The organism is Klenkia sesuvii (assembly GCF_037083825.1).
Lineage (GTDB): Bacteria > Actinomycetota > Actinomycetes > Mycobacteriales > Geodermatophilaceae > Klenkia > Klenkia sesuvii.
The window spans coordinates 202,297-228,227 of sequence record NZ_JBAPLU010000003.1 but is presented as its reverse complement, the minus strand read 5'-3'; the positions used below and the strand labels follow the sequence as shown (position 1 = coordinate 228,227).

At 74.6% G+C, this 25,931-nt stretch carries 21 protein-coding genes; 17 read left to right on the top strand and 4 right to left on the bottom strand.

Annotated features, from left to right (window positions below; all coding sequences use genetic code 11):
* Positions 1–3: 3 nt before the first annotated feature.
* From TEK04_RS04605 to TEK04_RS04565, 9 genes are all read left to right on the top strand, one after another.
* Positions 4–831, top strand: a complete 828-nt coding sequence (locus tag TEK04_RS04605) for a cell division protein FtsQ/DivIB (protein ID WP_336403136.1) — start codon at positions 4–6, stop codon at positions 829–831.
* An 18-nt stretch (positions 832–849) separates the two neighbouring features.
* A complete protein-coding gene (locus tag TEK04_RS04600; protein WP_336403135.1) occupies positions 850–1,467 on the top strand; it encodes a peroxidase-related enzyme in 618 nt (205 codons plus the stop codon).
* A 341-nt stretch (positions 1,468–1,808) separates the two neighbouring features.
* Entirely contained in the window at positions 1,809–3,077 is a 1,269-nt protein-coding gene (gene ftsZ, locus TEK04_RS04595) for a cell division protein FtsZ (protein ID WP_336403134.1), read from the top strand.
* 112 nt (positions 3,078–3,189) lie between these two features.
* Positions 3,190–3,882, top strand: a complete 693-nt coding sequence (gene pgeF, locus TEK04_RS04590) for a peptidoglycan editing factor PgeF (RefSeq protein ID WP_432277315.1) — start codon at positions 3,190–3,192, stop codon at positions 3,880–3,882.
* The gene (locus tag TEK04_RS04585) at positions 3,879–4,586 is read left to right on the top strand and encodes a YggS family pyridoxal phosphate-dependent enzyme (RefSeq protein ID WP_336403132.1); all 708 of its coding nucleotides are present in this window, start codon (positions 3,879–3,881) and stop codon (positions 4,584–4,586) included. Before pgeF ends, TEK04_RS04585 begins: the two co-directional genes overlap by 4 nt.
* A gap of 72 nt (positions 4,587–4,658) precedes the next feature.
* A complete protein-coding gene (locus TEK04_RS04580; RefSeq protein WP_336403131.1) occupies positions 4,659–5,411 on the top strand; it encodes a cell division protein SepF in 753 nt (250 codons plus the stop codon).
* 54 nt (positions 5,412–5,465) lie between these two features.
* Positions 5,466–5,762 (top strand): YggT family protein, encoded by a 297-nt coding sequence (locus TEK04_RS04575; RefSeq protein WP_336403130.1) that lies wholly within the window; start codon positions 5,466–5,468, stop codon positions 5,760–5,762.
* Between the two features lie 96 nt (positions 5,763–5,858).
* Complete coding sequence (locus TEK04_RS04570) at positions 5,859–6,569, top strand: DivIVA domain-containing protein (protein WP_336403129.1); 711 nt, start codon at positions 5,859–5,861, stop codon at positions 6,567–6,569.
* Positions 6,570–6,646: 77 nt separating this feature from the next.
* Entirely contained in the window at positions 6,647–7,837 is a 1,191-nt protein-coding gene (locus TEK04_RS04565) for a hypothetical protein (RefSeq protein WP_336403128.1), read from the top strand.
* A gap of 361 nt (positions 7,838–8,198) precedes the next feature.
* Here TEK04_RS04565 and ileS read toward each other — a convergent pair whose 3' ends face one another.
* Positions 8,199–11,381, bottom strand: coding sequence for an isoleucine--tRNA ligase (gene ileS / locus TEK04_RS04560; RefSeq protein ID WP_336403127.1), 3,183 nt, complete (start codon positions 11,379–11,381; stop codon positions 8,199–8,201).
* Between the two features lie 75 nt (positions 11,382–11,456).
* Between ileS and TEK04_RS04555 the strand changes: the two genes are divergently transcribed.
* Entirely contained in the window at positions 11,457–12,968 is a 1,512-nt protein-coding gene (locus tag TEK04_RS04555; RefSeq protein ID WP_336403126.1) for a potassium/proton antiporter, read from the top strand.
* Here TEK04_RS04555 and TEK04_RS04550 read toward each other — a convergent pair.
* Positions 12,965–13,531 (bottom strand): TetR/AcrR family transcriptional regulator, encoded by a 567-nt coding sequence (locus TEK04_RS04550; protein ID WP_336403125.1) that lies wholly within the window; start codon positions 13,529–13,531, stop codon positions 12,965–12,967. The genes TEK04_RS04555 and TEK04_RS04550 overlap by 4 nt on opposite strands.
* 53 nt (positions 13,532–13,584) lie before the next feature.
* Between TEK04_RS04550 and TEK04_RS04545 the strand changes: the two genes are divergently transcribed.
* Positions 13,585–14,685 carry an MFS transporter gene (locus TEK04_RS04545; RefSeq protein ID WP_336403124.1) on the top strand — a complete coding sequence of 367 codons (1,101 nt, stop codon included), beginning with the start codon at positions 13,585–13,587 and terminating at the stop codon, positions 14,683–14,685.
* Here TEK04_RS04545 and TEK04_RS04540 read toward each other — a convergent pair.
* Positions 14,651–16,225 carry a malate:quinone oxidoreductase gene (locus TEK04_RS04540; protein ID WP_336403123.1) on the bottom strand — a complete coding sequence of 525 codons (1,575 nt, stop codon included), beginning with the start codon at positions 16,223–16,225 and terminating at the stop codon, positions 14,651–14,653. The two genes, TEK04_RS04545 and TEK04_RS04540, sit on opposite strands and share 35 nt — an antisense overlap.
* A 185-nt stretch (positions 16,226–16,410) precedes the next feature.
* Between TEK04_RS04540 and lspA the strand changes: the two genes are divergently transcribed.
* From lspA to TEK04_RS04510, 6 genes are all read left to right on the top strand, one after another.
* Positions 16,411–17,085 carry a signal peptidase II gene (gene lspA / locus TEK04_RS04535; protein WP_336403122.1) on the top strand — a complete coding sequence of 225 codons (675 nt, stop codon included), beginning with the start codon at positions 16,411–16,413 and terminating at the stop codon, positions 17,083–17,085.
* A gap of 20 nt (positions 17,086–17,105) precedes the next feature.
* Positions 17,106–18,038: an RluA family pseudouridine synthase gene (locus TEK04_RS04530; RefSeq protein WP_336403121.1), complete on the top strand. Its 933-nt coding sequence runs from the start codon at positions 17,106–17,108 to the stop codon at positions 18,036–18,038.
* 22 nt (positions 18,039–18,060) lie between these two features.
* Positions 18,061–18,900 carry a CPBP family intramembrane glutamic endopeptidase gene (locus TEK04_RS04525; RefSeq protein ID WP_336403120.1) on the top strand — a complete coding sequence of 280 codons (840 nt, stop codon included), beginning with the start codon at positions 18,061–18,063 and terminating at the stop codon, positions 18,898–18,900.
* 129 nt (positions 18,901–19,029) lie between these two features.
* Positions 19,030–22,584: a DNA polymerase III subunit alpha gene (gene dnaE / locus TEK04_RS04520; RefSeq protein WP_336403119.1), complete on the top strand. Its 3,555-nt coding sequence runs from the start codon at positions 19,030–19,032 to the stop codon at positions 22,582–22,584.
* Between the two features lie 24 nt (positions 22,585–22,608).
* Positions 22,609–23,271, top strand: a complete 663-nt coding sequence (locus TEK04_RS04515; protein WP_336403118.1) for a DUF2567 domain-containing protein — start codon at positions 22,609–22,611, stop codon at positions 23,269–23,271.
* Between the two features lie 124 nt (positions 23,272–23,395).
* The gene (locus TEK04_RS04510) at positions 23,396–24,988 is read left to right on the top strand and encodes an LCP family protein (protein WP_336403117.1); all 1,593 of its coding nucleotides are present in this window, start codon (positions 23,396–23,398) and stop codon (positions 24,986–24,988) included.
* A 43-nt stretch (positions 24,989–25,031) separates the two neighbouring features.
* Here the strand turns inward: TEK04_RS04510 and TEK04_RS04505 are convergent, their stop codons facing one another.
* Positions 25,032–25,928 (bottom strand): LON peptidase substrate-binding domain-containing protein, encoded by an 897-nt coding sequence (locus tag TEK04_RS04505; protein ID WP_336403116.1) that lies wholly within the window; start codon positions 25,926–25,928, stop codon positions 25,032–25,034.
* Between the last annotated feature and the right edge of the window lie 3 nt (positions 25,929–25,931).

Here is a 25,931-nt window from a genome sequence, read left to right as displayed (position 1 = left end):
CCCGTGCCGCGCACCGGGAGCACGACCCGCGACCGCACCCGTGGCGGCCGGCGGGGCGGTCCCGGGCGCGGTGGGCGCGGGGGACCGGCCTCCGGCGGGCCGGCCGGGGTCACCCGCCTGCGCCCGCGCCGGCGGCGGCTGGACCCCCGCCGCCGGCGCATCGTCGTCGGCGGTTCGGTGCTGGTGCTGGCGACGGTGCTGGTCTGGGTGGTGCTGGCCAGCCCGCTGCTGGCGGTGCGCACCGTGCAGGTCGACGGCGCCGTGACCCTGACGGCCAACCAGGTGCGCGACGCGGCCGGGGTGGCCGTCGGCACCCCGCTGGCCCGGGTGGACACCGCCGCGGCGGCCGCCCGGGTGGCCCGGCTGCCGCAGGTGGCCGACGCCGAGGTGACCCGCGGCTGGCCCGACCGGGTCGTGGTCACCCTGCGGGAGCGGGTGCCGGTCGCGGTGGTCGCCGAGCGGGGCACCCGGTCCCTGGTCGACGCCGGCGGGACGCTGTTCGCCACCGTCACCGGTGACCCGCCGGCCGGGGTCGTGCCGCTGACGGTGGCCGACCCGGGCCCGGACGACCGGGCCACCCGGGCCGGGCTGGCGGCGATCGTGTCGCTGCCCTCGGTGGTGCGCGACCAGGTCACCGAGGTGGCGGCCACCGGCTCCGACGACGTCACCCTCACCCTGGCCGACGGCACGAGCGTGCTGTGGGGGAGCGCCGCGGACGCCGACCGCAAGGCGCAGGTGCTGGCCGCCGTCCTGGACCAGCTGGCTGCCGGCGCCCTCGAGCCGGCCGCGCAGATCGACGTCAGCTCGCCCGAGGAGGTCGTGCTGCGCTGAGGAGTGCAGGGTGTGGCCATGACCACTCCCGCGACCACTCCCGCGACCACTCCCGCGACCACTCCCGTCTCCCGGTTCCCGGTGCCCGACCGCACCGAGCTGCCCGCCGACCTCCGCGAGCGGTACGACGCCGTCGAGGAGAAGTCCGGCTTCTTGCCCAACGTCTTCGCGATGCTGGCCCACCGCCCGGCCGAGGCGCGCGCCTTCCTGGCCTACCACGACGCGCTCATGGACAAGGACACCCCGGGCCTGTCCACCGCCGACCGCGAGCTGGTGGTGGTGGCCACGAGCGCCGCCAACGACTGCCTGTACTGCGTGGTGGCCCACGGCGCCATCGCCCGGATCCGCACCCGGGACCGGTACCTGGCCGACCAGGTGGCGGTCGACTGGCGCAAGGCCCCGGTCGACGAGCGCATGCGCACCGTGCTGGAGGTCGCGGTGCGGCTGGCCACCAGCCCGGCGGAGGTCACCCCGGACGACCTCGCCGCGCTGCAGGCCGCGGGCCTCAGCGAGGACGACGTGTGGGACGTCGGGGCGATCGTCGGGTTCTTCGCGATGAGCAACCGGCTGGCGCACTGGGCCGCCGTCCCGCCGAACGAGGAGTTCTACCTGATGGGCCGCGTCCCGAGGGCCTGATCGCGGTCCCCCGTGCGAGGTCTCCTCGCCCCGGTGCACCCCGCCCACCGGGGCGGCGCGCGACACGCCCGGGCCGAGAACCGTCGACAGAATCTGCGCCACACCCCGTCGAGCCGTCTCGACCCGTGGATGAGACGCTGACGGGGCGGGTCGTCACGAGCCGTGAGGCGGGCGTGACGCACGGGTCAGCTGGGGCGCAGGAGACGAGCGGGACCGACACGCCGCACCCGCCGAGGGTGCTGGCATCGGGCTCCGGGCACACCTAGCGTCGCCCCCATCGCCCTAGTTGACATAACTATAAGGCTTAACCTGAGGATGAGGGTCCAGTTGGGGAGCGCAGCATGACACCTCCGCACAACTACCTCGCGGTCATCAAGGTCGTCGGCATCGGCGGCGGCGGGGTGAACGCGGTCAACCGCATGATCGAGGTCGGCCTCAAGGGGGTCGAGTTCATCGCGATCAACACCGACGCGCAGGCGTTGCTGATGAGCGATGCCGACGTCAAGCTCGACGTCGGTCGCGAGCTCACCCGCGGCCTGGGCGCCGGCGCCCAGCCCGACGTGGGCCGTCAGGCCGCCGAGGACCACCGCGAGGAAATCGAGGAGGTCCTCAAGGGGGCCGACATGGTCTTCGTCACCGCCGGCGAGGGAGGTGGCACGGGCACCGGTGGCGCCCCCGTGGTGGCCTCGATCGCCCGCAAGCTCGGCGCGCTCACCATCGGTGTGGTCACCCGGCCGTTCTCCTTCGAGGGGAAGCGGCGGGCCGTGCAGGCCGAGTCGGGCATCGACGAGCTGCGCAACGAGTGCGACACGCTCATCGTGATCCCGAACGACCGGCTGCTGCAGCTGGGCGACCGCAACGTCTCGGTGATGGACGCCTTCCGCACCGCCGACCAGGTGCTGCTGTCCGGTGTCCAGGGCATCACCGACCTGATCACCACGCCCGGTCTGATCAACCTCGACTTCGCCGACGTCAAGTCGGTCATGTCGGGTGCGGGGTCAGCGCTCATGGGCATCGGCAGCGCCCGCGGGGACAACCGCGCGCTGCTGGCCGCCGAGCAGGCGATCGCCTCCCCGCTGCTGGAGGCCTCCATGGAGGGCGCCCACGGCGTCCTGCTGTCGATCTCGGGCGGGTCGGACCTCGGCCTGTTCGAGATCAACGAGGCCGCCTCGCTGGTCTCCGACGCCGCGCACGCCGACGCCAACATCATCTTCGGTGCCGTCATCGACGACGCCCTGGGTGACGAGGTGCGGGTGACGGTGATCGCCGCCGGGTTCGACGGCGGCAAGCCCAGCGGCACCGCCCGCAAGGACGCCGCCCCGGCCAGCTCCTCGGCGCCCGCGTCGATGCCGTCGCAGGCCCAGCCGCGGCCGGTGCAGCAGGCCCAGCCCGCGCCGTCGGCCCCGCGGCAGACCGGTGAACGGCTGGTGTCCGGGTCCGGTGCCGGCTCCCCGCAGGCCGCCCCGCGCACCCCGACGCAGGGCGGGGGCATCTCCGTGCCGCCGCCCCTGCCGCCGATCCCCGGTCCGGTGCAGGGCGGCCGCCGTCCGCTCTCCTCGGACGACTTCGAGGAGGAGCTCGACATCCCCGAGTTCCTCCGCTCCCAGTAGAAGGACCTCGGTGCCCCCCACACCTCGCACGCTCGGCGCGGGACCCTGCACCGAGGCCGTTCCAGAACGTCACCTGGCCGCCCCGCCGACCCGGTCCCTCCGCCCCCGGCGGGTGGTCACCGATCGGCGGGGCGGCCGTTCGTCGTCGCCCTACGACGCCTTCAACCTCGGTGGGCACGTGGGTGACGACCCCGACGACGTCGCGGCCAACCGCGCCCGGCTGGCCCGTGAGCTGCGGGTCGACCCGGGTGCGCTGGTCTGGATGGAGCAGGTGCACGGTGCCGGCGTGGCGGTGGTGGAGGGGCGCCAGGCCGGACCGCCGCCGGCGGTCGACGCCCTGGTGACCGCCGAGCCGGGGCTGGTGCTCTGCGTGCTGGTCGCCGACTGCGTGCCGGTGCTGCTGGCCGACCCGGTCGCCGGGGTGGTCGCCGCGGTGCACGCCGGCCGCGAGGGCGTGCGGCAGGGCGTCGTCACCGCGGCGCTGGGAGCGATGGTCGACCTGGGCGCCCGCCCGGCCGACGTGCAGGCCCTGCTCGGGCCGGCGGTCTGCGGCGCGGACTACGAGGTGCCCCGGGCCATGCAGGTCCAGGTCGCCCGGGTGGCCCGCGACGCCGCCGTCCGGTCGCGCACCGGCACCCCGGCCCTGGATCTGCGGGCCGGGCTCGCCCAGGTGCTGCGCGGCGCCGGCGTCGGGCAGGTCGTGACCGACCCGCGCTGCACCGTCGAGGACCGGCGGCTGTTCTCGCACCGCCGCGACGGCGTCACCGGTCGGCAGGCCGGCGTCGTGTGGCTGGACGCGGCGTGAGCACGCTGGCGGACAACCTGGCGGCCGTCCGCACGCGGATCGAGCAGGCTGCGCAGGCGGCCGGGCGGGACCCCGGCGGGGTGGCCCTGCTCGCGGTCAGCAAGACCTGGCCGGCGGCCGACGTCGCCGCCCTGGCCGAGCTCGGGCAGCGGGAGTTCGCCGAGAACAAGGTGCAGGAGCTGGTGGCCAAGGCCGAGGAGCTCGGTCACCTCGACCTGCGCTGGCACCTGGTGGGCCAGCTGCAGCGCAACAAGGCCACCGCCGTGGTCGGCGCCGGTGCCGTCGTCCAGTCCGTGGACCGGGTCTCGCTGGTCGAGCGGTTGGCCGGCGTGGCCGAGCGGGCCGAGGTGGTGACCGAGGTGTTCGTCCAGGTCGACCTGGGCGGCCCGGAGGGCGAGGCGGCGGCCCGCGGGGGAGTGGCCCCCGAGCACGCCGTCGAGCTCGCCGACGCCGTCGCGGGCCACCCGTCGCTGCGGTTGCGCGGGCTCATGGCCGTGGCCCCGCGCGGCGGTCCGCCGCGACCGGCCTTCGACCGGCTGGCCGTCCTGGCGACCCGGGTGCGGGCCGACCACCCGGAGGCCGGCGAGCTGTCGGCGGGGATGAGCGCCGACCTGGAGGACGCCGTCGCCGCCGGCGCCACCGTCGTGCGTGTCGGAACCGCGTTGTTCGGCTCGCGCCCCCTAGCCTCCGGATCAGGACCGTAGGGCACACCAGGCACGTCCGTCCCACGAGTCCCACAGTCACGGATGACGACCAGCAGAGAGAGGGGCCCTTCGATGGCCGGCGCCATGCGCAAGATGGGCATCTACCTCGGACTCGTCGAGGACGACGACGTGCGGGCCTACGGGCGCTACGACGCGCGGCAGTCCGACTACGACGACCGGACCGACCGGCGGGGCGAGCGTGGCCACTACGGCTACGACGGCGCCTACGAGGGCGGCTACGACGAGCCGGGCTACCCCTCGACCGAGTACCCCTCGGAGGAGCTGCCGGCCGAGGAGCTCGCCGCCCCGGAGCCCCCGCTGGCGCGCCGCGCCGGCCCGCGTCGGCTGGACCTGGCCGCACCGGCGACCGTCGGCCCCCGGCTGGGTGGCTCGGGTCGCGCGGTCGGCTCGGCCCTCGCCGGTGGCTCCGCCCTGGGTGGCGGGACCGCGACGTCGGGGCCCGTGGGTGCGACCGCCGCGGCCCTGGCGGCGCCCGAGCCGGCCGTGGCGCCGCCGGCGCCCGCCCCGGCGACGCCGGCCCCCCAGTCCTACCGCATCACCACGCTGGTGCCCCAGACCTACAACGAGGCCCGCACCATCGGCGAACGCTTCCGCGACGGCGACGCGGTGCTGATGAACCTGGCCGAGATGGACGACGCCGATGCCAAGCGCCTCGTGGACTTCGCCGCCGGCCTGTCCTTCGGCCTGCACGGTAGTATCGAGCGCGTCACGGCCAAGGTGTTCCTGCTCTCCCCGGCCGGCACCGACGTGACCGCCGAGGACAAGGCCCGCATCCGCGAGGGCGGGTTCCCCAGCCAGCCCTGACCCACCCGGCTGCCGGCGGGCCCGTGCCCGCCCAGCCCCGAACGAGCGAGGACCGTGTCCCTTCTCCTGCAGATCGTGTCGTCGATCCTGCTCGTGTTCCTGATCCTGCTGTTCGCCCGGTTCGTGGTGGACTGGGTGATGGTCCTGGCCCGCAGCTGGCGCCCGTCGGGCGCCGTGGCCGCGGGCCTGGAGGTCGTGTACGCAGCCACCGACCCGCCGTTGAAGGCGGTGCGCAAGGTGGTCCCGCCGTTGAACCTGGGCAGCATCAGGTTGGACCTCGGGTTTATGGTGCTCCTGATCGCCGTGTTCATCCTGCGCGGCATCGTCGATTCACTGGCTGCGAACGTGTGACCAGTTCTGCCGTCCTGGGACCGGTCCTGCGGTCGTGGCCACGCGCCGCCCGTGGAGACTGCGCCCTGTTCCTCCCGTCCGACCCGAGGTGACCCGATGCCACTCACGCCCGCCGACGTGCACAACGTCGTCTTCAAGAAGCCGCCGATCGGCAAGCGTGGCTACGACGAGGACGAGGTCGACGCCTTCCTCGACGTCGTCGAGGCCGAGCTGGCCCGGCTGATCGAGGAGAACAACGAGCTCCGCAACAACGGGGGCGGCGCCGCCCGCACCGAGGAGCGCCCCGCCGAGCCGGTCGCGGCCACCCCGCCGCCGGCCCCGCAGTCCCGCGAGGACGACGGGGTGCGCGCCTCCCGCATGCTCACCCTGGCCACCGAGACCGCCGACCGGTACGTCAACGAGGCCAAGCAGCAGGCCGACCAGCTGGTCGGCAGCGCCAAGTCCAACAGCGACCGCATGCTGGCCGACGCGCGCGCCAAGAGCGAGCAGCAGCTGGCCGAGGCCAAGCAGCGCGCCGACGCGATGGTGGGCGACGCCCGCACCCGCGCCGACACGATGGAGCGCGAGGCCCGCGCGAAGGCCACCGCCCTCGACCAGGAGGCCGAGCGCAAGCACGTCGAGGTCATGGGCTCCCTGGAGGAGAAGCGCAGCAGCCTCGAGCGCAAGATCGAGGAGCTGCGCACCTTCGAGCGCGAGTACCGCACCCGGCTGCGGTCCTACCTCGAGTCGCACCTGCGCGACCTGGACAGCCGCGGCTCGGCCGAGCCCGCCTCGAACGCCCGGCAGAACCAGCACGCCGGCGCCTGACCCCCCGCTCGACCCCGGAGCCCCCGCAGACCAGGTCTGCGGGGGCTCCGTCGTGTGGTGCCGGTTACGCTGCGGCCGTGATCGTGGTCGCCGGGTTGCTCATCCTCGTGGCCGGCGCGCTGCTGGTCGGCGGGCTGGGTGACGGCCAGACGGCGATGCTGTGGGGCTCGGTGGGCGTGAGCGCCCTGGCCGCCGCGGTGCTGGCCGTGCAGTCCGTGCAGCGACGCCGGGCCAGCGCCACGGCAGTTGCGGCCTCCGAGGCCTCCGAGACCTCCGCGGCCTCCGCGGCCTCCGCGGCCTCCGCGGCCTCCGCGGCCTCCGCGGCCTCCGCGGCCTCCGCGGCCTCCGAGGCCTCCGAGACCTCCGCGGCCTCCGCGGCGAAGCCCGAGCCCGCGGAGGCCGTCCCTGCTGGGGGCACCGGGCGGGCTGCCGCCCCGGCGGCCGCGGGGGCCGTCGAGCCTGCCGCGGCCGGGTCCGGCGGTGCCGAGCCCGCGGTGGCCGCGGAGATCGCTGCGCTGCGGGCCGAGCTGGCCGATCTGCGGTCGGCGCGGTCGGCGCCCGCCGAGCCCGCTGCCGGTGACGCACCCCAGGCCGCCGCCGCGCCGCCCGTGGCGGACGCACCCAGCACCACCGATGGGTCGGCGGCGGAGAAGGCGCCCGACGGCGCGGCTGCCCCCGACGTTGCGGCTGCCCCCGACGGCATGGGCGCCCCCGACGGCGCGGCTGCCTCCGATGGCGCGGATGACCCCGATGGCGCGGCTGCCTCCGATGGCGCGGCTGACCCCGACCGCACGGTTGATCCCGACGGCACGGCTGACCCCGCAGGGACGGTCGCGCCCGCCGGTGTCCAGCCGCCGCCTGCGGGCCTCGACGCCGCCGTCCGGACCGGTGGTCCCGTGGCCGCGCCCGCCCCGGGAGCCTCGGCACCGTCGAACCCCTCGGCCGCCCCCGCGGCGTCCGAGGGTCCGGGCACCGGGACGCATGCCGTTGTCCGGCCGATCGTGCTGGGGGAGGACGGCGAGCCGGTCGAGGAGGACGTCGTCGTCACCGACCTGCTGCTGGTGATCGACCTGACCGACGAGGTCTTCGTCGTCGACGAGCACCCCCGCTACCACCTCGAGGGGTGTGCGGTGACGGAGGGCCAGGAGACGTTCGGCCTCCCGCTGGACGAGGCCAAGCGCGACGGGTTCACCGCCTGCGGCATCTGCCGACCCGACCGCAGCCTGGCCGATGCCGAGCGCCGGCGTCGCGCCGCCGCCCGCTCCTAGCCTCGCCGCCCGGCCCCGGGCGCCGTCCCGACCCCGGGCTCCGTCCGGACCCCGGGCCCCGGCCAACCCCGGGCCCCGTCCAACCCCGGCCCGCCCCGCCGGATGTGACATCCGGCGGGGTCCGTGGCGTCGGACCCCGCAGGAAGTCACATCCAGCGGCGTGCGGGTGGCCGGCCCCGTGCCCGGGCTGAGGCACGGGCTGGGGTGGGAGGTCAGGCGCGGGCTGGGGTGGGAGGTCAGGCGCGGGCGACCCGGATGTGACATCCGGCGGGGTCCGTGGCGCCGGACCCCGCAAGAAGTCACATCCAGCGGCGTGCGGGTGGCCCCGTGCCCGGGCCGAGGCACGGGCTGGGGTGGGCGGTCAGGCGCGGGCGACCCAGATGCGACCACCGGCGGGTGTCTCCACGCCTTCGCCCTGGCCGGCCTCGCCTGGGTGCACCGTCGCGGCGAGCACCTCCCCGGCCAGCTGACCGGACGCCTCGGTCAGCGCCTGGGCCAGCTGCCCGTCGGCGGTCCACCACAGCTCGATGCGGTCGCTGACCTCGAACCCGGCGGCCTTGCGGGCGTCCTGCACCAGGCGGACCACCTCGCGGACCAGGCCGGCCCGCTCCAGCTCCGGGGTGAGCGCGAGGTCGAGCGCGACGGTGAGCCCGCCGGCCGAGGCCACGGTCCAGCCCTCCCGAGGGGTCTCGGTGACCACCAGGTCGCCGTCCTCGAGGGGCACGTCGGCGCCCTCGACCACGACCGACGCGGTACCCGCCCGGTAGGCGGCGACGAGCGCGGTGGGGTCCTCGGCGGCGACGGCCCGGGCGACCGCCTGCACCTGCTTGCCCATCCGCCGGCCGACCGCCCGGAAGTCGATCTTGACGGTCACGTCGACCAGGCCGCCGCCGGCCTCGGCCACCGGGGCGAGCTCGGCGACGTTGAGCTCCTCGGCCACCTCGGCGACCAGGTCACGCGGCAGCTCCGCCCAGCCGGGTGCGGCGACCAGGGCGCGGGCCAGCGGCTGCCGGGTGCGCACCTTGGCCGCCGTCCGGGCCGAGCGGCCCAGCTCCACCAACCGCCGGACGACGTCCATCTGCTCGACGAGCCGGTCGTCGCGGGCGGCGGCGTCCACCTCGGGCCACGAGGACAGGTGCACCGAGTCGGGCACCGGTGCGCCGTCGGCGGAGGTGAGGCCCGGGGCGACGACCTCCCGCCACACCCGCTCGGTGACGAACGGGGTGAACGGGGCCATCAGCCGGGTGAGGCCGTCGAGCACCTCGTGCAACGTGCCGAGGGCAGCCGGGTCGCCGTCCCAGAACCGCCGGCGCGACCGCCGGACGTACCAGTTGGACAGGTCGTCGACGAAGGCCGCGAGGAGCTTGCCCGCGGTCTGGGTGTCGAACTCCTCGAGCGCCTGCGTCACGCCGTCGGTGACGGTGGCCAGCGAGGCCAGCGCCCAGCGGTCCAGCAGCGGACGGTCGGCCGCCGCCGGGGCGGGGGAGGAGGCCGGGTCCCAGCCGTTGGTCGAGGCGTACAGGGTGAAGAACGAGGCGGTGTTCCAGTAGGTCAGCAGCACCTTGCGGACGACCTCGGACAGCGTCTCGTGGCCCACCCGCCGGGCCTGCCACGGCGACCCGCCGGCCAGCATGAACCAGCGGACGGCGTCGGCGCCGTGCCGGTCCATCAGCGGGATGGGCTCGAGGATGTTGCCCAGGTGCTTGCTCATCTTGCGGCCGTCCTCGGCCAGGATGTGGCCCAGGCACAGGACGTCCTCGTAGGAGGACTTCCCGAACACCAGGGTGCCCACGGCCATGAGCGTGTAGAACCAGCCGCGGGTCTGGTCGATCGCCTCGCAGATGAACTGCGCCGGGTACGCGGCCTCGAACTGCTCCTGGTTGCGGTGCGGGGCGCCCCACTGCGCGAAGGGCATCGACCCGGAGTCGTACCAGGCGTCGATGACCTGCCGCACCCGGCGGAACTCGCCGTCGACCCCGGGCAGCGTGAAGGTGACGTCGTCGATGAAGGGCCGGTGCGGGTCGAGGTCGGCCAGGTCGCGGCCGGTGAGCTCGGACAGCTCGGCCAGCGAGCCGACGGCGACCAGGTGCGACGGGTCCAGCTCGTTGCGCCAGATCGGCAGCGGGGTGCCCCAGTACCGGTCGCGGGACAGTGCCCAGTCGACGTTGTTGTGCAGCCAGTCGCCGTAGCGGCCCCACTGCACGTTCTCCGGGTGCCAACGGGTGGCCTCGTTCTCGGCCAGCAGCTGGTCCTTGACGGCGCTGGTGCGGATGTACCAGGAGGGCTGGGCGTAGTACATGAGCGGGGTGTGGCAGCGCCAGCAGTGCGGGTAGGGGTGCTCGTAGCGCTGCTCGCGCCACAGCACGCCGCGGTCGGCGAGGTCCTGCACCAGGGTGGGGTCGGCGGCCTTGAAGAAGTGCCCGCCCACCAGGCCCACGTCCGCGGTGAAGTGCCCGGTGGCGTCGACGGGGTTGACCACCGGCAGTCCGTAGGCCCGGCAGACCGCGAGGTCCTCGGCGCCGAACGCGGGGGACTGGTGGACCAGACCGGTGCCGGAGTCGGTGGTGACGTAGTCGGCGAGCAGCACGAAGTGCGCGTCGCCCTCGGGGAAGTCGACGAGGGGAAAGGGCCGCTGGTAGTGCACCCGCTCCCAGTCGCGGCCGGTGGTGGTCGCGAGCACCTCGTAGGGCACGTCGGCCCCGAGGACGGCGGCGACCAGCGGCTCGGCGACGACGACGGTGCGGTCACGGCCGTCCCGCTCGGTGCGGACGACGAGGTAGGTGACGTCGGGGTTGACCGCGACCGCGGTGTTGCTCGGCAGCGTCCAGGGCGTGGTCGTCCAGACCAGCAGGTCGGCCCTGCCCGCCCACTCGCCGCTGGTGACCGGCAGCGAGACGTACACCGAGGGGTCGGTGACCGTCTCGTACCCCTGGGCGACCTCGTGGTCGGACAGCCCCGTGCCGCACCGCGGGCAGTAGGGCGCGACGCGGTGGTCCTCGGTGAGCAGGCCCTTCTCGAAGATGGTCTTCAGCGACCACCACACGCTCTCCACGTACTCGGGGTTCATCGTCCAGTAGGCCGAGGACATGTCGACCCAGTAGCCCATGCGGTCGGTGAGCTCGGAGAAGTCGGCCACGTGCCGCTCGACGGACTCCCGGCAGCGGGCGTTGAACTCGGCGATGCCGTAGGCCTCGATGTCGGGCTTGCCGTTGAAGCCCAGCTCCTTCTCCACCGCGATCTCGACCGGCAGGCCGTGGCAGTCCCAACCGGCGCGGCGGGGGACGGAGAACCCCTGCATGGTCTTGAAGCGCGGGAAGACGTCCTTGAACGCGCGCGCCTCGATGTGGTGGGTGCCCGGACGGCCGTTGGCGGTGGGCGGGCCCTCGTAGAAGGTCCACTGCGGGCGGCCGGCCGAGGCCTCCAGGGACCGGGCGAACACCTTCTCGTCGGCCCACTGGTCGAGGACCTCGTGCTCCAGGGCGGGGAGGTCGACCCCTGCTGGGAGGGGGCGGAACGGGGAGGTGGGGCTGCTCACGCCGTCCATCATCCCAGTCCTGGAACACCGTCCTGACCCGGTCGTCACCCGGGTACGGGAGACTGCCCCCGTGGGGGCTGGCTGATGTCGACGACGGTGACCGTCGCGCTGGCCGTCGGGGCCCTCGTCGTGCTCACCGCCGCGGTCGCCCTGCGGGTCTCCGACCGGCTCGGCCTGCCCGCGCTGCTGCTGTACCTGGCGCTGGGCGTGGGCCTGGGCGAGAGCGGCCTGGGCATCCAGTTCTCCGACGTCGAGCTGACCCAGACCCTGGGCGTCGCCGCGCTGGTGGTCATCCTCGCCGAGGGCGGGTTGACCACGCGGTGGTCCGACGTCCGACGGGCGGTCGGGCCGGGCCTGCTGCTGGCCACCGTCGGCGTGGTGGTCTCGGTCGCGGTCACCGCGGCGGTCGCGGTCTGGCTGCTGGACTTCCCGTGGACGGTCGCCCTGCTGCTGGGTGCGGTGGTCAGCTCCACCGACGCCGCGGCGGTCTTCGCGACGCTGCGCCGGTTGCCGTTGCCGCGCCGGGTGGCCGCCTCGTTGGAGATGGAGTCCGGCCTCAACGACGCCCCCGTGATCCTGCTGGTGCTGGTGCTGTCGGAACGGCTGGGCGGCGGGGAGGCCGCGCCCTGGTGGATCACCGCGGTGGAGGTGGTCGGCGAGCTGGCCGGCGGGTCGGTGATCGGCGTCGCGGTCGGGTTCGCCGGGGCCTGGCTGCTGCGCCGGGTGGCGCTGCCGCTGGCCGGCTTCTACCCGCTGGCCACCCTCGCCCTGTGCGTGCTGGCCTTCGCCTCGGCCGACCTGGTGCACACCTCCGGGTTCGTGGCGGTGTACCTCTGCGGGCTGGTGCTCGGCAACGCCCCGCTGCCGCACCGGGCCGCCACCATCGGGTTCGCCGAGGGGATGGCCACGCTGGCCCAGATCGGGCTGTTCGTGCTGCTGGGCCTGCTGGCCAGCCCGGGGCGGCTGCTCGACGTCGTCCCCGAGGCCCTGGTGGTCGGGCTGGCGCTGCTGCTGCTGGCGCGGCCGCTGTCGGTGCTGCTCAGCCTCGTGTGGTTCCGGCTGCCCTGGTCGCAGCAGGCGTTCATCTCGTGGGCGGGCCTGCGCGGGGCGGTGCCCATCGTGCTGGCCACCTTCCCGGTCGCGGCCGCCGTCCCCGGGGCCACCCGGGTCTTCGACATCGTCTTCGTGCTGGTGGTGGTGTTCACCGTCGTGCAGGGCGGCTCGCTGCCGGCCGTGGCCCGGGTGCTGCGCATCGCCACCCCGATCACCCCGCGCGACATCGACGTGGAGTCCGCGCCGCTGGACGAGCTGGGCGCCGAGCTCATGCAGCTGACCGTGCCGCCGGGGTCGCGGTTGCACGGGGTGTACCTGCCCGAGCTGCGGCTGCCCGAGGACGCCGCCGTGGTGCTCGTCGTCCGTGACGGCAAGCCGTTCGTGCCGGGCCCCGACACCCGGATGATGCGCGGGGACCAGGCGTTGCTGGTGTCCGCGCGCGGCTCCCGGGCCGAGGCGGAGCGACGGCTGCGCGCGGTCAGCCGGGCCGGCCGGCTGGCCAGCTGGCGCGGCGAGACCGGCGCCCCCACCGAGGTGGACTAGCGCCAGCCCGCCAGCAGCGCGGCCGCGGTTGCCCGCCCCTGGGCGAAGGCCCGGTCCGGGTCGGTGCGCAGCGCCATCGCCAGGGCGCCGCTCACCACCACCAGCAGGTGCTCGGCGAGCTCCTCGGCCCGGTCGCCGGCCACCGGGGCCGCCAGCTCGCCCAGCCGGCCGCGCAGCAGGGCGGTGTCCTGCGCCAGCGCGGTCGCGGCCACGGCGTCGTCGTCGGCCGCGCCGGCCGCGGCGTCGAGGAAGGCGCACCAGCGGGAGGGCGTCCCGGTCGAGCGGAACGCCGCCAGGGCGTCGAACACGGCGAGCAGGCGGGTGCGGTCGTCGTCGGCGGCGGCCACCGCGGCGGCCCAGGCGTCGTCCCAGCGCCGCAGGCGGGCCGACAGCGCGGCGGCCTGCAGGCCGGTCTTGCTGCCGAAGTGCGCGTAGAGGGTGGCCGGGGCGACGCCGGCGCGGGCGAGCACGGCGTCCACCGGGGTGCTGGCGAAGCCGCCGGCGGCGAAGAGCTCGTCGGCGGCGTCCAGCAGGCGTTCTCGAGCTCCGGGTCGCGAGGTCACCACATCACTGTAACGTTCGTTCTATGAAACGTGCGTTTCGTTCTGCTGTCCTGGTGGCCGCCGGCACCGCCCTGGTCGCCTGCACCTACGGCCTCGTCCGCTACGCGGTCGGGTTGAGCGCGCCGGACGCCCAGCGCGACCTGGGCCTGTCCACGACCGCGGTCGGCCTGGTCTCCGGTGGCACGTCGATGGCCTACTGCGTGGCCGCCGCGCTGGCCTTCGTGCACGGCGAACGTCGACCGCGGCTGGTCGTCGCGGGCGCGGGTGCGGTCGCCGTCCTGGGGGCGTTCGGCGTCGGGACGACGACCTCCGCGACCGGGTTCGCGGTCGCCGCGGTCGTCGGCAGCGCCGGGGCCGGGGCGGCCTCGCCCGGGCTGGTCGTCCTGGTCCGCCGGGCGGTGCCCGGTGGAGCGGAACCGCGCGCCCAGGCGCTGGTGAACGCGGGGACCGGCCCGGGCCTGGTCGCCGCCGGGGCGCTGGCCCTGCTCGTCGACCGCTGGCAGGTGGCGTGGACCGCTGCGGCGGCCGGGACCGCCGTCGTCACCGCGGTCGTGCTGGTCGCCGCCCGCGGGGACGCCGGGCCCGGCCGGCGGGCCCAGCGGGCCGATGCCGGGCGCCGGTGGGCCACCCCGGTGGTCGCGGCGGTCCTGCTGGGCGTCGGCAGCGCGGCCGTGTGGACGCACGGCCGCACGGTGCTGCAGCAGGGCGGGCTGGGCGACCACGCCGCGCTCGGCGTCTGGATCTGGCTCGGCGTCGGTGCCACCGGTGCGGCGCTGGCCGGCCCCCTGCTGCTGCGGGCCGGGCCGGTGCGCGCGTGGTCGGTGTCGGCGGCGCTGACCGCCGGAGCGGTGGCCGCCTGGGCGGCCCCGCCCGGGGGAGCGGTGCCGGTGGTGGCCGCGCTGGTCTTCGGCCTGGGCTTCACCACGGCGACGACCGGGCTCATCGCCTGGGCGGGAACGGTCTCGGCCACCCCCGCCCCGGCGGTGTCGACCTTCTTCGTCGCGCTGCTGCTGGGTCAGGCCGCGGGCGCCCCGCTGGCCTCGGCCCTGCTGGACGCGGGCGCCCCGGTGGCCTTCGGGGCAGCCGCGGTCGTGGTCGCGGCCGGGGCCGCGGCACCCCTCACCGGGCGCCGGCGAGCTCCACGGGTCCGGTGAGCTCCAGCGTCCGGGTGGTCTCCTCGCGGACCTCGGCGAACAAGGCCGGGTCGTCGGCGAGGGTGCGGCCGTAGGAGGGGATGGCCTCCCGCAGCCGGGGCTCCCAACCGGCGTGCTCGGTGGGGAAGCAGCGGCGCAGGAGGTCCAGCATCGCGGCCACCGCGGTCGAGGCCCCGGGGGAGGCGCCCAGCAGGCCGGCGATGCTGCCCTCGCCGCCGACCACCAGCTCGGTGCCGAACTGCAGCACCCCGCGGCCCTTCTCGTCCTGCTTGATGACCTGCACGCGCTGGCCGGCGTGGATCATCTCCCAGTCGTCGCCGTCGGCGGTGGGCACGAACTCCTCGAGGGCCTCGAGGCGGTCGGAGGGGCGCTGCAGCACCTGCCCGACCAGGTAGCGGGTCAGTGCGGTCTGGGTGCGGGCGACCCCGAGCATCGAGCCGAGGTTGCCCAGGCGTACCGACCGGGGGAGGTCCAGCCACGAACCGGACTTCAAGAACTTCGGGGAGAACCCGGCGTAGGGGCCGAACAGCAACGACTGCTGGCCGTCGATGAGCCGCAGGTCCAGGTGCGGCACGGACATCGGCGGTGCGCCGACCGCGGCCTGGCCGTAGACCTTGGCCTGGTGCCGGGCCGCGAGCGCCTCGTTGGTCGAGCGGAGGAACAGGCCGGAGACGGGGAACCCGCCGAACCCCTTGATCTCGGGGATGCCGGCGCGCTGCAGCAGCGGGAGGGCGCCGCCACCGGCGCCGACGAAGACGAAACCGGCGTTGACGGTGAACTCCTGGCCCGACGCGTGGTGCCGGGCGGTGACCTTCCAGCGGCCGTCGGAGGTGCGCTCGAGGTCCTGCACGCTGGTGCCGGTGTGCACGGCCACCCCGCGGGCGGTGCCCTGGTCCAGCAGCAGCCGGGTCAGCGACCCGAAGTCGACGTCGGTGCCGGCGGTGGAGCGGGTGGCGGCGACGGGCTGGGCCGGGTCGCGGCCCTCCATCATCAACGGCACCCAGCGGGCCAGCTCCTCCTGCGCGGTGGTCAGCTCCAGCTCGGCGAACAGCGGCGAGGTGGTCAGCGCCGCGTGCCGGGCCCGCATGTACCGCTGGCCCTCCTCGCCGTGCACGAAGCTGATGTGCGGCACCGGGGTGATGAAGTTCTTCGGCGAGTCGGTGAGCCCGCTGCGCACCAGGTGCGACCAGAACTGGCGCGACAGCTGGAACTGCTCGTTGATCGAGATCGCCTTGGTCGGGTCGACCGTGCCGTCCTTGCCCGCCGGCGTGTAGTTCAGCTCGCACAGCGCCGAGTGCCCGGTGCCCGCGTTGTTCCAGCCGTCGGAGCTCTCGGCCGCCACCTTGTCGCCGGCCTCGAACAGCGTCACTGACCAGTGCGGCGCCACGATGCCCAGCAGGGCCGCCAGCGTCGCGCTCATCACCCCGCCGCCGACCAGCACGACGTCGGGTCGCGAGGTGTCGGGGATGACCGGGTGGGCGTACTCGCCCGGTGCGGTGGGCTCCTGGGCGGTGGGCTCGGTGCTGGCGGGGCTGGTCACGGAGGCCTTCCTGTGGTCCCGCGCCGCGGTCGGTGCGGCGCGTTGCGTGCAGGGGAGCGGGATCACCGCTGCTCGCCTGCCATGGTCGTCCCACCGGCGCCCCGGCACCTCACCCGGGCGGTGTGACCCTCGCCATGCTCCACCACCGGTCCGGGGACCCGCGCGGACCCCGGTACCGTCGGTGCGTGAACGAGGACAACGTCCGCCCGCCCGCGCCCGCGGTGCCGCCCCGACGGCGGCCGCGCACCAGGCTGCTGCTGGGGCTGGCCGCCGGGATCCTGACCCTGGACCTGGTGACCAAGCTGGTCGTGGTCGCCACGCTGTCGGACCGGGAGCCGCTGCGGCTGCTCGGCGGCGTGCTGTACCTCACCGAGGCGCGCAACACCGGGGCCGCCTTCTCCTTCGCGGAGGGGGCCACGGTGGTGTTCACGCTCATCGCCGCGGTCGTCGTCGTGGTCATCGTGCGGGTGGCGCGGCGGCTGTTCAGCGCCGGCTGGGCGGTGGCCCTCGGGCTCGTGCTCGGCGGCGCGGTCGGCAACCTGGTCGACCGGGTGTTCCGCGACCCGGGCTTCCTGCGCGGCGGCGTCGTCGACTTCCTGTCGCTGTTCGACCCCTACGGCCGGGTCTGGCCCATCTTCAACGTGGCCGACTCCGCCATCGTCTGCGGCGGCGTCCTGGGCGCCGTCCTGGCCGTGCGCGGCATCGAGTTCGACGGCTCCCGGGGTCCGGCCGACGACACGGCCGACGGCACGACCGACGACACGACCGACGACACGACCGGCCGGACCGCCCGCGCCGACGGGGGCACCGGGCGCCGTCCGGACGGCGACGCCCCGGCCGCGCGCACCGACCAGGACTGATCGTCGGTCACAATGGCGGGGTGACCGCCAGCCTGCGCCGCGAGCTCCCGGTCCCCGACGGGCTGGAGGGCCAGCGGGTCGACCAGGCCCTCAGCCGGCTGTTCGGGCTCAGCCGGGGCGTCGCCGCCGACCTGGCCGACGAGGGCCGCGTGCTGGTCGACGGGCGTGCCCGGGGCAAGGGCGACCGGTTGACCGCCGGCAGCTGGCTGGAGGTGGAGCTGCCCCCGCCGCCGGGGGACCCCGCGCCGCCGCGCGAGGTGGTCGGGATGGGCATCGTGCACGACGACGACGACCTGGTCGTCGTCGACAAGCCGGTCGGTGTGGCCGCGCACGGCAGCCCGGGCTGGGACGGCCCCACCGTCGTGGGCGGGCTGGCCGCGGCCGGCTACCGCATCTCCACCAGCGGCGCCGAGGAGCGCCGCGGCATCGTGCACCGGTTGGACGCCGCCACCACCGGCCTGATGGTCGTCGCCAAGAGCGAGCGCGCCTACACCCTGCTCAAGCAGGCGTTCAAGGAGCGCACCGTGGACAAGGGCTACCACGCGCTCGTGCAGGGCCACCCCGACCCGTCCCGGGGCACCATCGACGCCCCGATCGACCGGCACCCCAAGCACGACTGGCGCTTCGCCGTCGTCAGCACCGGTCGACCCTCGGTGACCCACTACGACACGCTGGAGGCGTTCCCGGCCGCCTCGCTCGTCGACGTCAAGCTCGAGACCGGGCGCACCCACCAGATCCGGGTGCACTTCTCGGCGCTGCGCCACCCCCTCGTCGGCGACCTGGCCTACGGCGCCGACCCCACCCTGGCCGCCCGCCTCGGCGTGGCGCGGCAGTGGCTGCACGCGGTGCGGCTGGGTTTCGCGCACCCGGCCGACGGCCGGTGGGTGGAGTTCGCCAGCAGCTACCCCGACGACCTCGCCGGGGCGCTGGCCCGGTTGCGCGCCGAGGCCTGACCGGCCCCGCTGACCCGCCCTCGTGACCGGCCTGCCCGACACCCTCGCCGACTTCGGCCCGGCCGCCCTGGCCGCGGTCGTGGTGGCGGCGTACCTGGTGGTCGGCGAACCGTTCGTGGGCCACGTGCTGCACCGCAGGTTCGAGGACCGCATGCGCACCGACGCGGCGGCCCGCCGGTCGTTCTACGCGCGGTTGCTCATCCTGGAGTGGGGCCTGTCCGGGTTGGTCCTCGTGGTGTTCCTGGCCGCTCCCGACGTGCAGGCCGCCCAGCTGGGCCTGCGCTGGCCCACGGCCTGGCCCGGGTGGCCGACGGCGCTGGCCTGCACCGTGCTGCTGGTCTTCGTGGTGGTGTCCACCCGGGCGCTGCGCTCCGGGGCGCTGGCCGCGGCACCCCCGCGCGCGCCGCGGCCGGGGGAGGGGCGGCACAGCGAGCCCGCGGTGCCCTCGACCGTCGCCCTGCTGCCCCGGTCGGCGTCGGAGCGGCGGTTGTTCGCCCTCGTGGGCGTCACCGCCGGGGTCTGCGAGGAGTGGCTGTACCGGGGGTTCATGCTGGCCGTGGTCGCCGCCCTGGCCCCGGGCCTGCCCTCGGGCTGGCTCGTGGTCGTCGCCGCGGTGGCGTTCGGCGCGGCGCACGCCTACCAGGGCGTCGGCGGGGTGCTGCTGACCGGGGTGCTGGGTGGGGTGTTCGCCGCGCTGTACCTGCAGACCGGGTCGCTGCTGCTGCCCGTCCTGCTGCACGCCGCGGTCGACCTCCGGTTCCTGCTCGTGCCGGCCTCGGCCCTGCCCCCCGCCGGTCCGTCCCGGCGCGCCCGGTGGGACACGCGGGGAGACCAGCGCGACTCTGTCGGACCCTCGGAGTAGACAGCCACCAGTGCGAGGATCGGAGGTCAGCACCCCCGGTGCCCCCTCGGTGCCCCGGTCCCGCACACGGCCTTCCCCGCCGGTCAGCACCACCTGCACCTGCACCACCGACCCGTGAGGAGCGCCCCCGTGCCCAGTGGCCCGAGCGAGAACTTCGTGCACCTGCACGTGCACACCGAGTACTCGATGCTCGACGGCGCCGCCAAGCTGCCCGAGGTGACCAAGGCCGCCGCCGAGGAGGGCATGCCGGCCCTGGCCATGACCGACCACGGCAACGTCTTCGGTGCCTACGACTTCTACAAGCAGGCCACCGGCAACGGCGTGAAGCCGATCATCGGCATGGAGGGCTACTACACCCCGGGCTCGCGGTTCGACCGGGCACCGTTCGACTTCGGCGCCATCGCCGACGAGGACGGCGAGGGCGCCTCGTCCAAGGGCAAGGCCGCCTACACCCACATGACGCTGCTGGCCCGCACCACCGAGGGCATGCACAACCTGTTCCGGCTCTCCTCGCTGGCCAGCCTCGAGGGCCAGTACCGCAAGCCCCGGTTCGACCGCGACCTGCTCGAGCAGTACGGCACGGGCCTCATCGCCACCACCGGCTGCCCGTCGGGCGAGGTCAACATGTGGCTGCGGGCGGGCAAGGTCGACCGGGCCCGCCAGGCCGCCGCCGACTTCCAGGACATCTTCGGTCGGGAGAACTTCTACGCCGAGGTCATGGACCACGGCCTGTCGATCGAGAAGCAGACCAAGCCCGCGCTGCTGGAGATCGCCCGCGAGCTGGGGATCCCGCTGCTGGCCACCAACGACCTGCACTACACCCACCGCGAGGACGCCGAGGCCCACGACGCGCTGCTGTGCATCCAGACCGGGTCGCGGCTCAACGAGACCAACCGCTTCAAGTTCAACGGCGACGGCTACTACCTCAAGTCCGCCGCCGAGATGCGGTCGCTGTTCCGCGAGATGCCCGAGGCCTGCGACAACACGTTGCTGGTCGCCGAGCAGTGCGAGGTCACCTTCACCGAGGGCGCCGACCTCATGCCCCGGTTCCCGCTGCCCGAGGGCGAGGACGAGACCTCCTGGTTCGTCAAGGAGGTCGAGCGCGGTCTGCACAAGCGCTGGCCCGGCGGCATCCCCGACCACGTGCGCAAGCAGGCCGACTACGAGGTCGGGATCATCACCCAGATGGGCTTCCCGGGGTACTTCCTCGTGGTCGCCGACTTCATCAACTGGGCCAAGGACAACGGCATCCGGGTGGGCCCGGGGCGCGGGTCGGCCGCCGGCTCGCTGGCCGCCTACGCGATGGGCATCACCGACCTCGACCCGCTGGCGCACGGCCTGATCTTCGAGCGCTTCCTCAACCCCGAGCGCGTCTCCATGCCCGACGTCGACATCGACTTCGACGAGCGCCGGCGCGGCGAGGTCATCAAGTACGTGTCGGACAAGTACGGCGAGGAGCGGGTCAGCCAGATCGTCACCTACGGCACGATCAAGGCCAAGGCCGCGATCAAGGACGCCGCCCGGGTGCTCGACCGGCCCTTCTCCGTCGGTGACGAGCTCACCAAGCTCATGCCCCCGGACGTGATGGGCAAGGGCATCCCGCTCACCGGGGTCTTCGACCCGGCCCACCCGCGCTACAAGGAGGCCACGGAGTTCCGCGCCCGGTACGAGTCCGACCCGGGCGCGGCCGAGGTGGTCGACCAGGCGCGCAAGCTCGAGGGCCTCAAGCGCCAGTGGGGTGTGCACGCCGCCGGGGTCATCATCGGCCGCTACCCGCTGATCGACAGCGTGCCGATCATGCGGCGCGAGGCCGACGGCGCCATCATCACGCAGTTCGACTACCCGACCTGCGAGACCCTCGGCCTGCTCAAGATGGACTTCCTGGGCCTGCGCAACCTCACGGTCATCGACGACGCGCTGCGCAACATCGTCACCAACGGCAAGCCGGCCATCGACCTCGACGAGCTCAGCAAGGAGCTCACCGACCCCAAGACCTACGAGCTGCTCTCGCGCGGGGAGACCCTCGGGGTGTTCCAGTTCGACGGCGGCCCGATGCGCTCGCTGCTGCGGCTGATGCGCCCGGACAACTTCGAGGACATCTCGGCCGTCGGTGCGCTCTACCGGCCCGGCCCGATGGGTGCCAACTCGCACACCAACTACGCGCTGCGCAAGAACGGCCAGCAGGAGATCACCCCGATCCACCCGGAGCTGGCCGAGCCGCTGGAGGAGATCCTGGGGCAGACCTACGGCCTGATCGTCTACCAGGAGCAGGTCATGGCGATCGCGCAGAAGGTCGCCGGGTACTCCCTCGGCAAGGCCGACCTGCTGCGCCGCGCCATGGGCAAGAAGAAGAAGTCGGTGCTGGACGCCGAGTTCGTCGGCTTCGAGGCCGGCATGAAGGCCAACGGGTTCTCCTCCGCGGCGGTCAAGACGCTGTGGGACATCCTGGTGCCCTTCGCCGACTACGCCTTCAACAAGGCGCACTCGGCCGCCTACGGCCTGGTCTCCTACTGGACGGCCTACCTCAAGGCCAACTACCCGGCCGAGTACATGGCCGGGCTGCTCACCAGCGTCGGCGACGACAAGGACCGGCGACCGGTCTACCTGGCCGAATGCCGCCGCATGGGCATCAAGGTGCTGCCGCCCGACGTCAACGAGTCCTCCTGGGACTTCACCGCCGTCGGCGACGACATCCGGTTCGGGCTGGCCTCGGTGCGCAACGTCGGCCACAACGTCGTCGACTCGATCCGGCGCGCGCGGGAGGAGAAGGGCGCCTTCCGCGACTTCGCCGACTTCATGCGCAAGATCGACACGGTGGCCTGCAACAAGAAGGTCATCGAGTCCCTGGCCAAGGCCGGCGCCTTCGACTCGCTGGGCCACTCCCGGCAGGGCATCGCCGCGATCCACGCCCAGGCGGTCGACTCCGCGATGGGGCTCAAGCGGCGCGAGGCCGAGGGCCAGTTCGACCTGTTCGGCGGCGGTGACGACCTCGGCGCCGACGACCCGCTGTCGGCTGCGCTGGACATCCCGATCCCGACCGCCGACTGGTCCAAGGCCGAGCGGCTGGTGTTCGAGCGCGACATGCTCGGCCTGTACGTCTCCGACCACCCGCTGCACGGCGTCGAGCACGTGCTGACCAGCCACGCCGACACCGCGCTCGCCGAGATCCTGGCCGGCGGGGTGGAGGACGGCGCGAACGTCACCGTGGCGGGCATCCTCACCGCGGTCTCCCCGCGCACCAACAAGCAGGGCGCGCCGTGGGCCATCGCCACCATCGAGGACCTCGAAGCCGGCATCGAGGTGCTGTTCTTCCCCAAGACCTGGCTCGAGGTGCAGGACAAGGTGGCCCGCGACCAGATCGTGGTGGTCAAGGGCCGCATCTCGCGCCGCGACGACACCCCGTCGATCTTCGGCTCCGAGGTGACCATCCCCGAGCTCACCGAGGGGCCGCGGGGCCCGGTGCTGGTGTCCATGCCGGCGGCCCGGTGCACCCCGCCGGTGGTCGAGCGGCTGCGCGAGGTGCTCGGCAGCCACCCGGGCACCACCGAGGTGCGCCTGAAGCTGGTGAACGGTCAGCGGGAGACGGTGCTGCGGCTGGACCAGCGGCTCTCCGTCCGGCCCAGCACCGCGCTCATGGGCGACATCAAGGCGCTGCTGGGTCCCACCAGCGTCGCCATCCTCTGAGCTGGGTGTGGTTGCATCGCCGCCGTGACCGACCCCGCCCCACCCACCGGTGCCGCCCCGGCGGCGGGGTCGGCGGCTGACCCCGAGCCGCCGCGTGCGCCCGCCGTGCGGGCCGGGGTGCCCGGCCTGCGCGGGGGGCGGGCCGACCTGCCCGCGGCCGCCCTGGTGGTCGCCGCGCTGGCGGTGCTCGGGGTGGGTGTCGGCCTGCTCTGGGTGTGGCTGGCGCCGCGGGCCCAGTTCACCGTCACCTCCGCCGACGGCGGCCTCGAGGTCACCGGCGGCGGGCTGGTCGACCCGGAGCTGTTCATGGGCGACGACGGCGTCTACGTCCTGCTCATGGCCGGGCTGGGCGTGCTGGCCGGCCTGGTGGTCTGGTTGCGCTCGTCCCGCCGTGGGGTGGTCACGCTGCTGGGGGTGGCCCTGGGCATGCTCGCCGCCTCGGTGACCGCCTGGCAGGTGGGCGCGCTGCTGGGGAGGGCCCCGTCGGCCGACGAGCTGTCCACGGTCGGCACCGTGGTCACCACCGCGCTCGACCTCAACATGCGGGCCGCCCTCGCCGTGGGCCCCTTCGTCGCGGTGCTGGTGCAGGTGGTGGCTGCCGTGCTGGCCTCGCGCGACGACCTCGGCCGCGCCGACGCCCCCGGGGAGTCGTCCCCGGGACGGGTGGGACCGGCGGTTCCGGAGTGACGGAACGGGGGCCGCTATACCCGCGTCGTTCCGTCACTGCCCGGTTGCTGGCTGTCACCCTGGCCTGCGTGCTGCTGCGTCCCCACCCCTCGACCGCCCCGACCCGGTCCCCGGCGGTGACCCGGTGACCCGCGGCGGGTTCTCCGGCTGGGACGAGGGCCGGGGCGAGAGCTCGGGCGGGGGACGGGGCGGGGACGGCGCCCGGCCGCTCCCGCCCCGCCTCGACCCCCGGGTCGGCCGGCCGGCGGGCCGGGCGGCGGCGAACCCGCGCGGCCGGCGGGCGGCGCTCGTGGCCCGGCTGCTGTGCGGCGTGCTCAGCGTGCTGCTGGTCAGCGGCAGCGGGTGGGGCTGGTACCTGGTGCGCGTCGCCGAGGCCAGCGTCAACCGCACCGACGCCATCCCGACCACCGGCAACAGCGACGTCAACGGCGACCTGCACGCGGGTCAGGAGATGAACATGCTGCTCGTCGGCGTCGACTCCCGCGCGGGGCTGACCCAGGAGCAGATCGACGAGTACGCCACGGGTGACCCGGAGGGCCTGCACAACACCGACACGATGATGCTGGTGCACATCCCGGCCGACGGGTCGGCGGCGTCCTTCGTGTCCTTCCCGCGGGACATGTACGTCAGCATCCCCGGTCACGCCAAGGGCAAGCTGAACTCGGCCTACAGCGCCGGCTACGACGACGTCGACGGCTCCGAGGACGAGAAGCGGGCCGGCGGGGCCCGGCTGCTCATCCAGACCATCAGCGGGCTGACCGGCCTGCAGATCGACCACTACGCCGAGATCAACCTGCTGGGCTTCATCAACCTCACCGAGATCGTGGGCGGGGTCGACGTCGACCTGTGCGCGACCAGCGACGACAGCGTCACCGGAGCCCACTTCGACGCCGGACCGCAGGTGCTCACCGGCAGCCAGGCCCTGCTGTTCGTGCGGCAGCGCCACGGCGTGGGGGAGCGGTCGTCGGACTTCGACCGGGTGGCCCGCCAGCAGGTGTTCATCGCCGGGATGCTGCGCAACCTGCTGTCCTCGGACCTCCTGCTCAACCCGACCAAGCAGCGTCAGGTGGTCGAGCAGGTCGGTTCCAGCGTCACCCTCGACCAGGGTCTGGACATCTTCGACCTGGCTGCCCAGATGCAGAACGTGCAGCCGGGCAACATCACCTTCCAGACCATTCCCGGCCTGACGGACGCCCAGGTCGACGGCACGTCGGTGCTCCAGCTGCCGCCGTCCCAGGTGCTCACCGACTTCTTCGCCGACCTGACCGCCGACCCCGAGCCTGCCCCGGCCGACCCCGGGGCGTCGGCCACCCAGGCGCCGACGGCCACGGTCGCCCCCTCGGCGGTGACCGTGTCGGTGCTCAACGGCTCCGGGGTCTCCGGCGCCGCGGCCGGCACCGCCACCGAGCTGACCGACCTCGGGTTCCGGGCCAGCAGCGGGGGCAACGCCGCGGCGACCACGACCACGACCATCGCCCACCGCACCGGTGACGACGCGGTGGCCGCGACCCTGGCCGCGCAGGTCTCCGGCGCGGCCCTCGTCGTCGACGACAGCCTGGGCCGCGGGGCGCTCACCCTCACCCTCGGCACCGACTTCGGCGGCCTGGGCGCGGGGGCGTCGCCGGCGGCCTCGGCGGCGCCCACCGCCGAGCCCGCCGTCCCCGGTGCCTACGTCAACCCCGAGCGCACCGCCGCCGACACCAGCTGCATCAACTAGAAGGAGGACCGGGGCCGTTCCGTCGGGCTGCGGTCGGTGTCCGTCAGTTGGGGGTCATGGGGGTGGCGAAGCGCTGCAGGGGGACCGGGACGGCCCCCAGCTCGCGCAGCAGCGTCAGCTCCCGGCGCAGCAGCCGGGACTCCGCCGCCAGCCGGCGCCGGGTGGCCGACTCGGCCAGCAGCGCCTGCCGGTCGTCGGTGGTGAGCAGGGCGGCCGAGGCCACCAGGTAGGACAGCCCGCGTGCGTCGTCCCCCACCTGGCGCAGCAGGGCGGCCGCAGCGCCGTCGGCGGTGTCCGCAGCCGGGCCGTCGTCCCCGAGCCCCTCGGCGCCGTCGAGGCCGAGGTCGGCCAGCAGCTCGGCCTCCTCCTCGTCGTCGACCTCGATGGGACCCCCGCCGCTGCGCAGCACGGCGACCTCGGTCACGTAGCGGGAGAACAGGTCGGACACGTTGCCGACCAGCACGTCGAGGGAGCCGCGGGCAACCGAGGCGGCGAGGGCGTCGTCGGCCGGGGTCAGCCCACCGGTCGGCGGGGTCAGCCCCTCGGCGTCGCCGGCGGCCTCCTCGGCGGCCTCCTCCTCGCCCAGCCACTCGACCTCGGCCTGCAGGTAGGGCGGGTCGTCGGCGACCACCACGTCGAGCAACCGGAACCGGTCACCACCCACGGTGACCAGCCGGTACCCGCCGTCGGCCTGCGGGGTGACCGCCCGGACGACGGCCGTGCACCCGACGTCGAACAGCGCCTCGGCCGGGGCGACCCGCTCGACCTCCCACCCCTGCCTGATGGCCACGACACCGAACGAGCGGGGACCGCTGCCCTCGGGACGGGCCGTGAGGTCGGCGACCAGGCGCCGGTAGCGCGGCTCGAAGATCTGCAGCGGCAGCACGACGCCGGGGAACAGGGGGCTCCCCAGCGGGAACAACGGGATCAGGTCGCCCACCTC

Coding starts and splice junctions, on each gene's coding strand:
- TEK04_RS04600 (WP_336403135.1), top strand. CDS start 850: ATGACCACTCCCGCGACCACTCCCGCGACCACTCCCGCGACCACTCCC.
- ftsZ (WP_336403134.1), top strand. CDS start 1,809: ATGACACCTCCGCACAACTACCTCGCGGTCATCAAGGTCGTCGGCATC.
- TEK04_RS04580 (WP_336403131.1), top strand. CDS start 4,659: ATGGCCGGCGCCATGCGCAAGATGGGCATCTACCTCGGACTCGTCGAG.
- TEK04_RS04570 (WP_336403129.1), top strand. CDS start 5,859: ATGCCACTCACGCCCGCCGACGTGCACAACGTCGTCTTCAAGAAGCCG.
- ileS (WP_336403127.1), bottom strand. CDS start 11,381: ATGGACGGCGTGAGCAGCCCCACCTCCCCGTTCCGCCCCCTCCCAGCA.
- TEK04_RS04555 (WP_336403126.1), top strand. CDS start 11,457: ATGTCGACGACGGTGACCGTCGCGCTGGCCGTCGGGGCCCTCGTCGTG.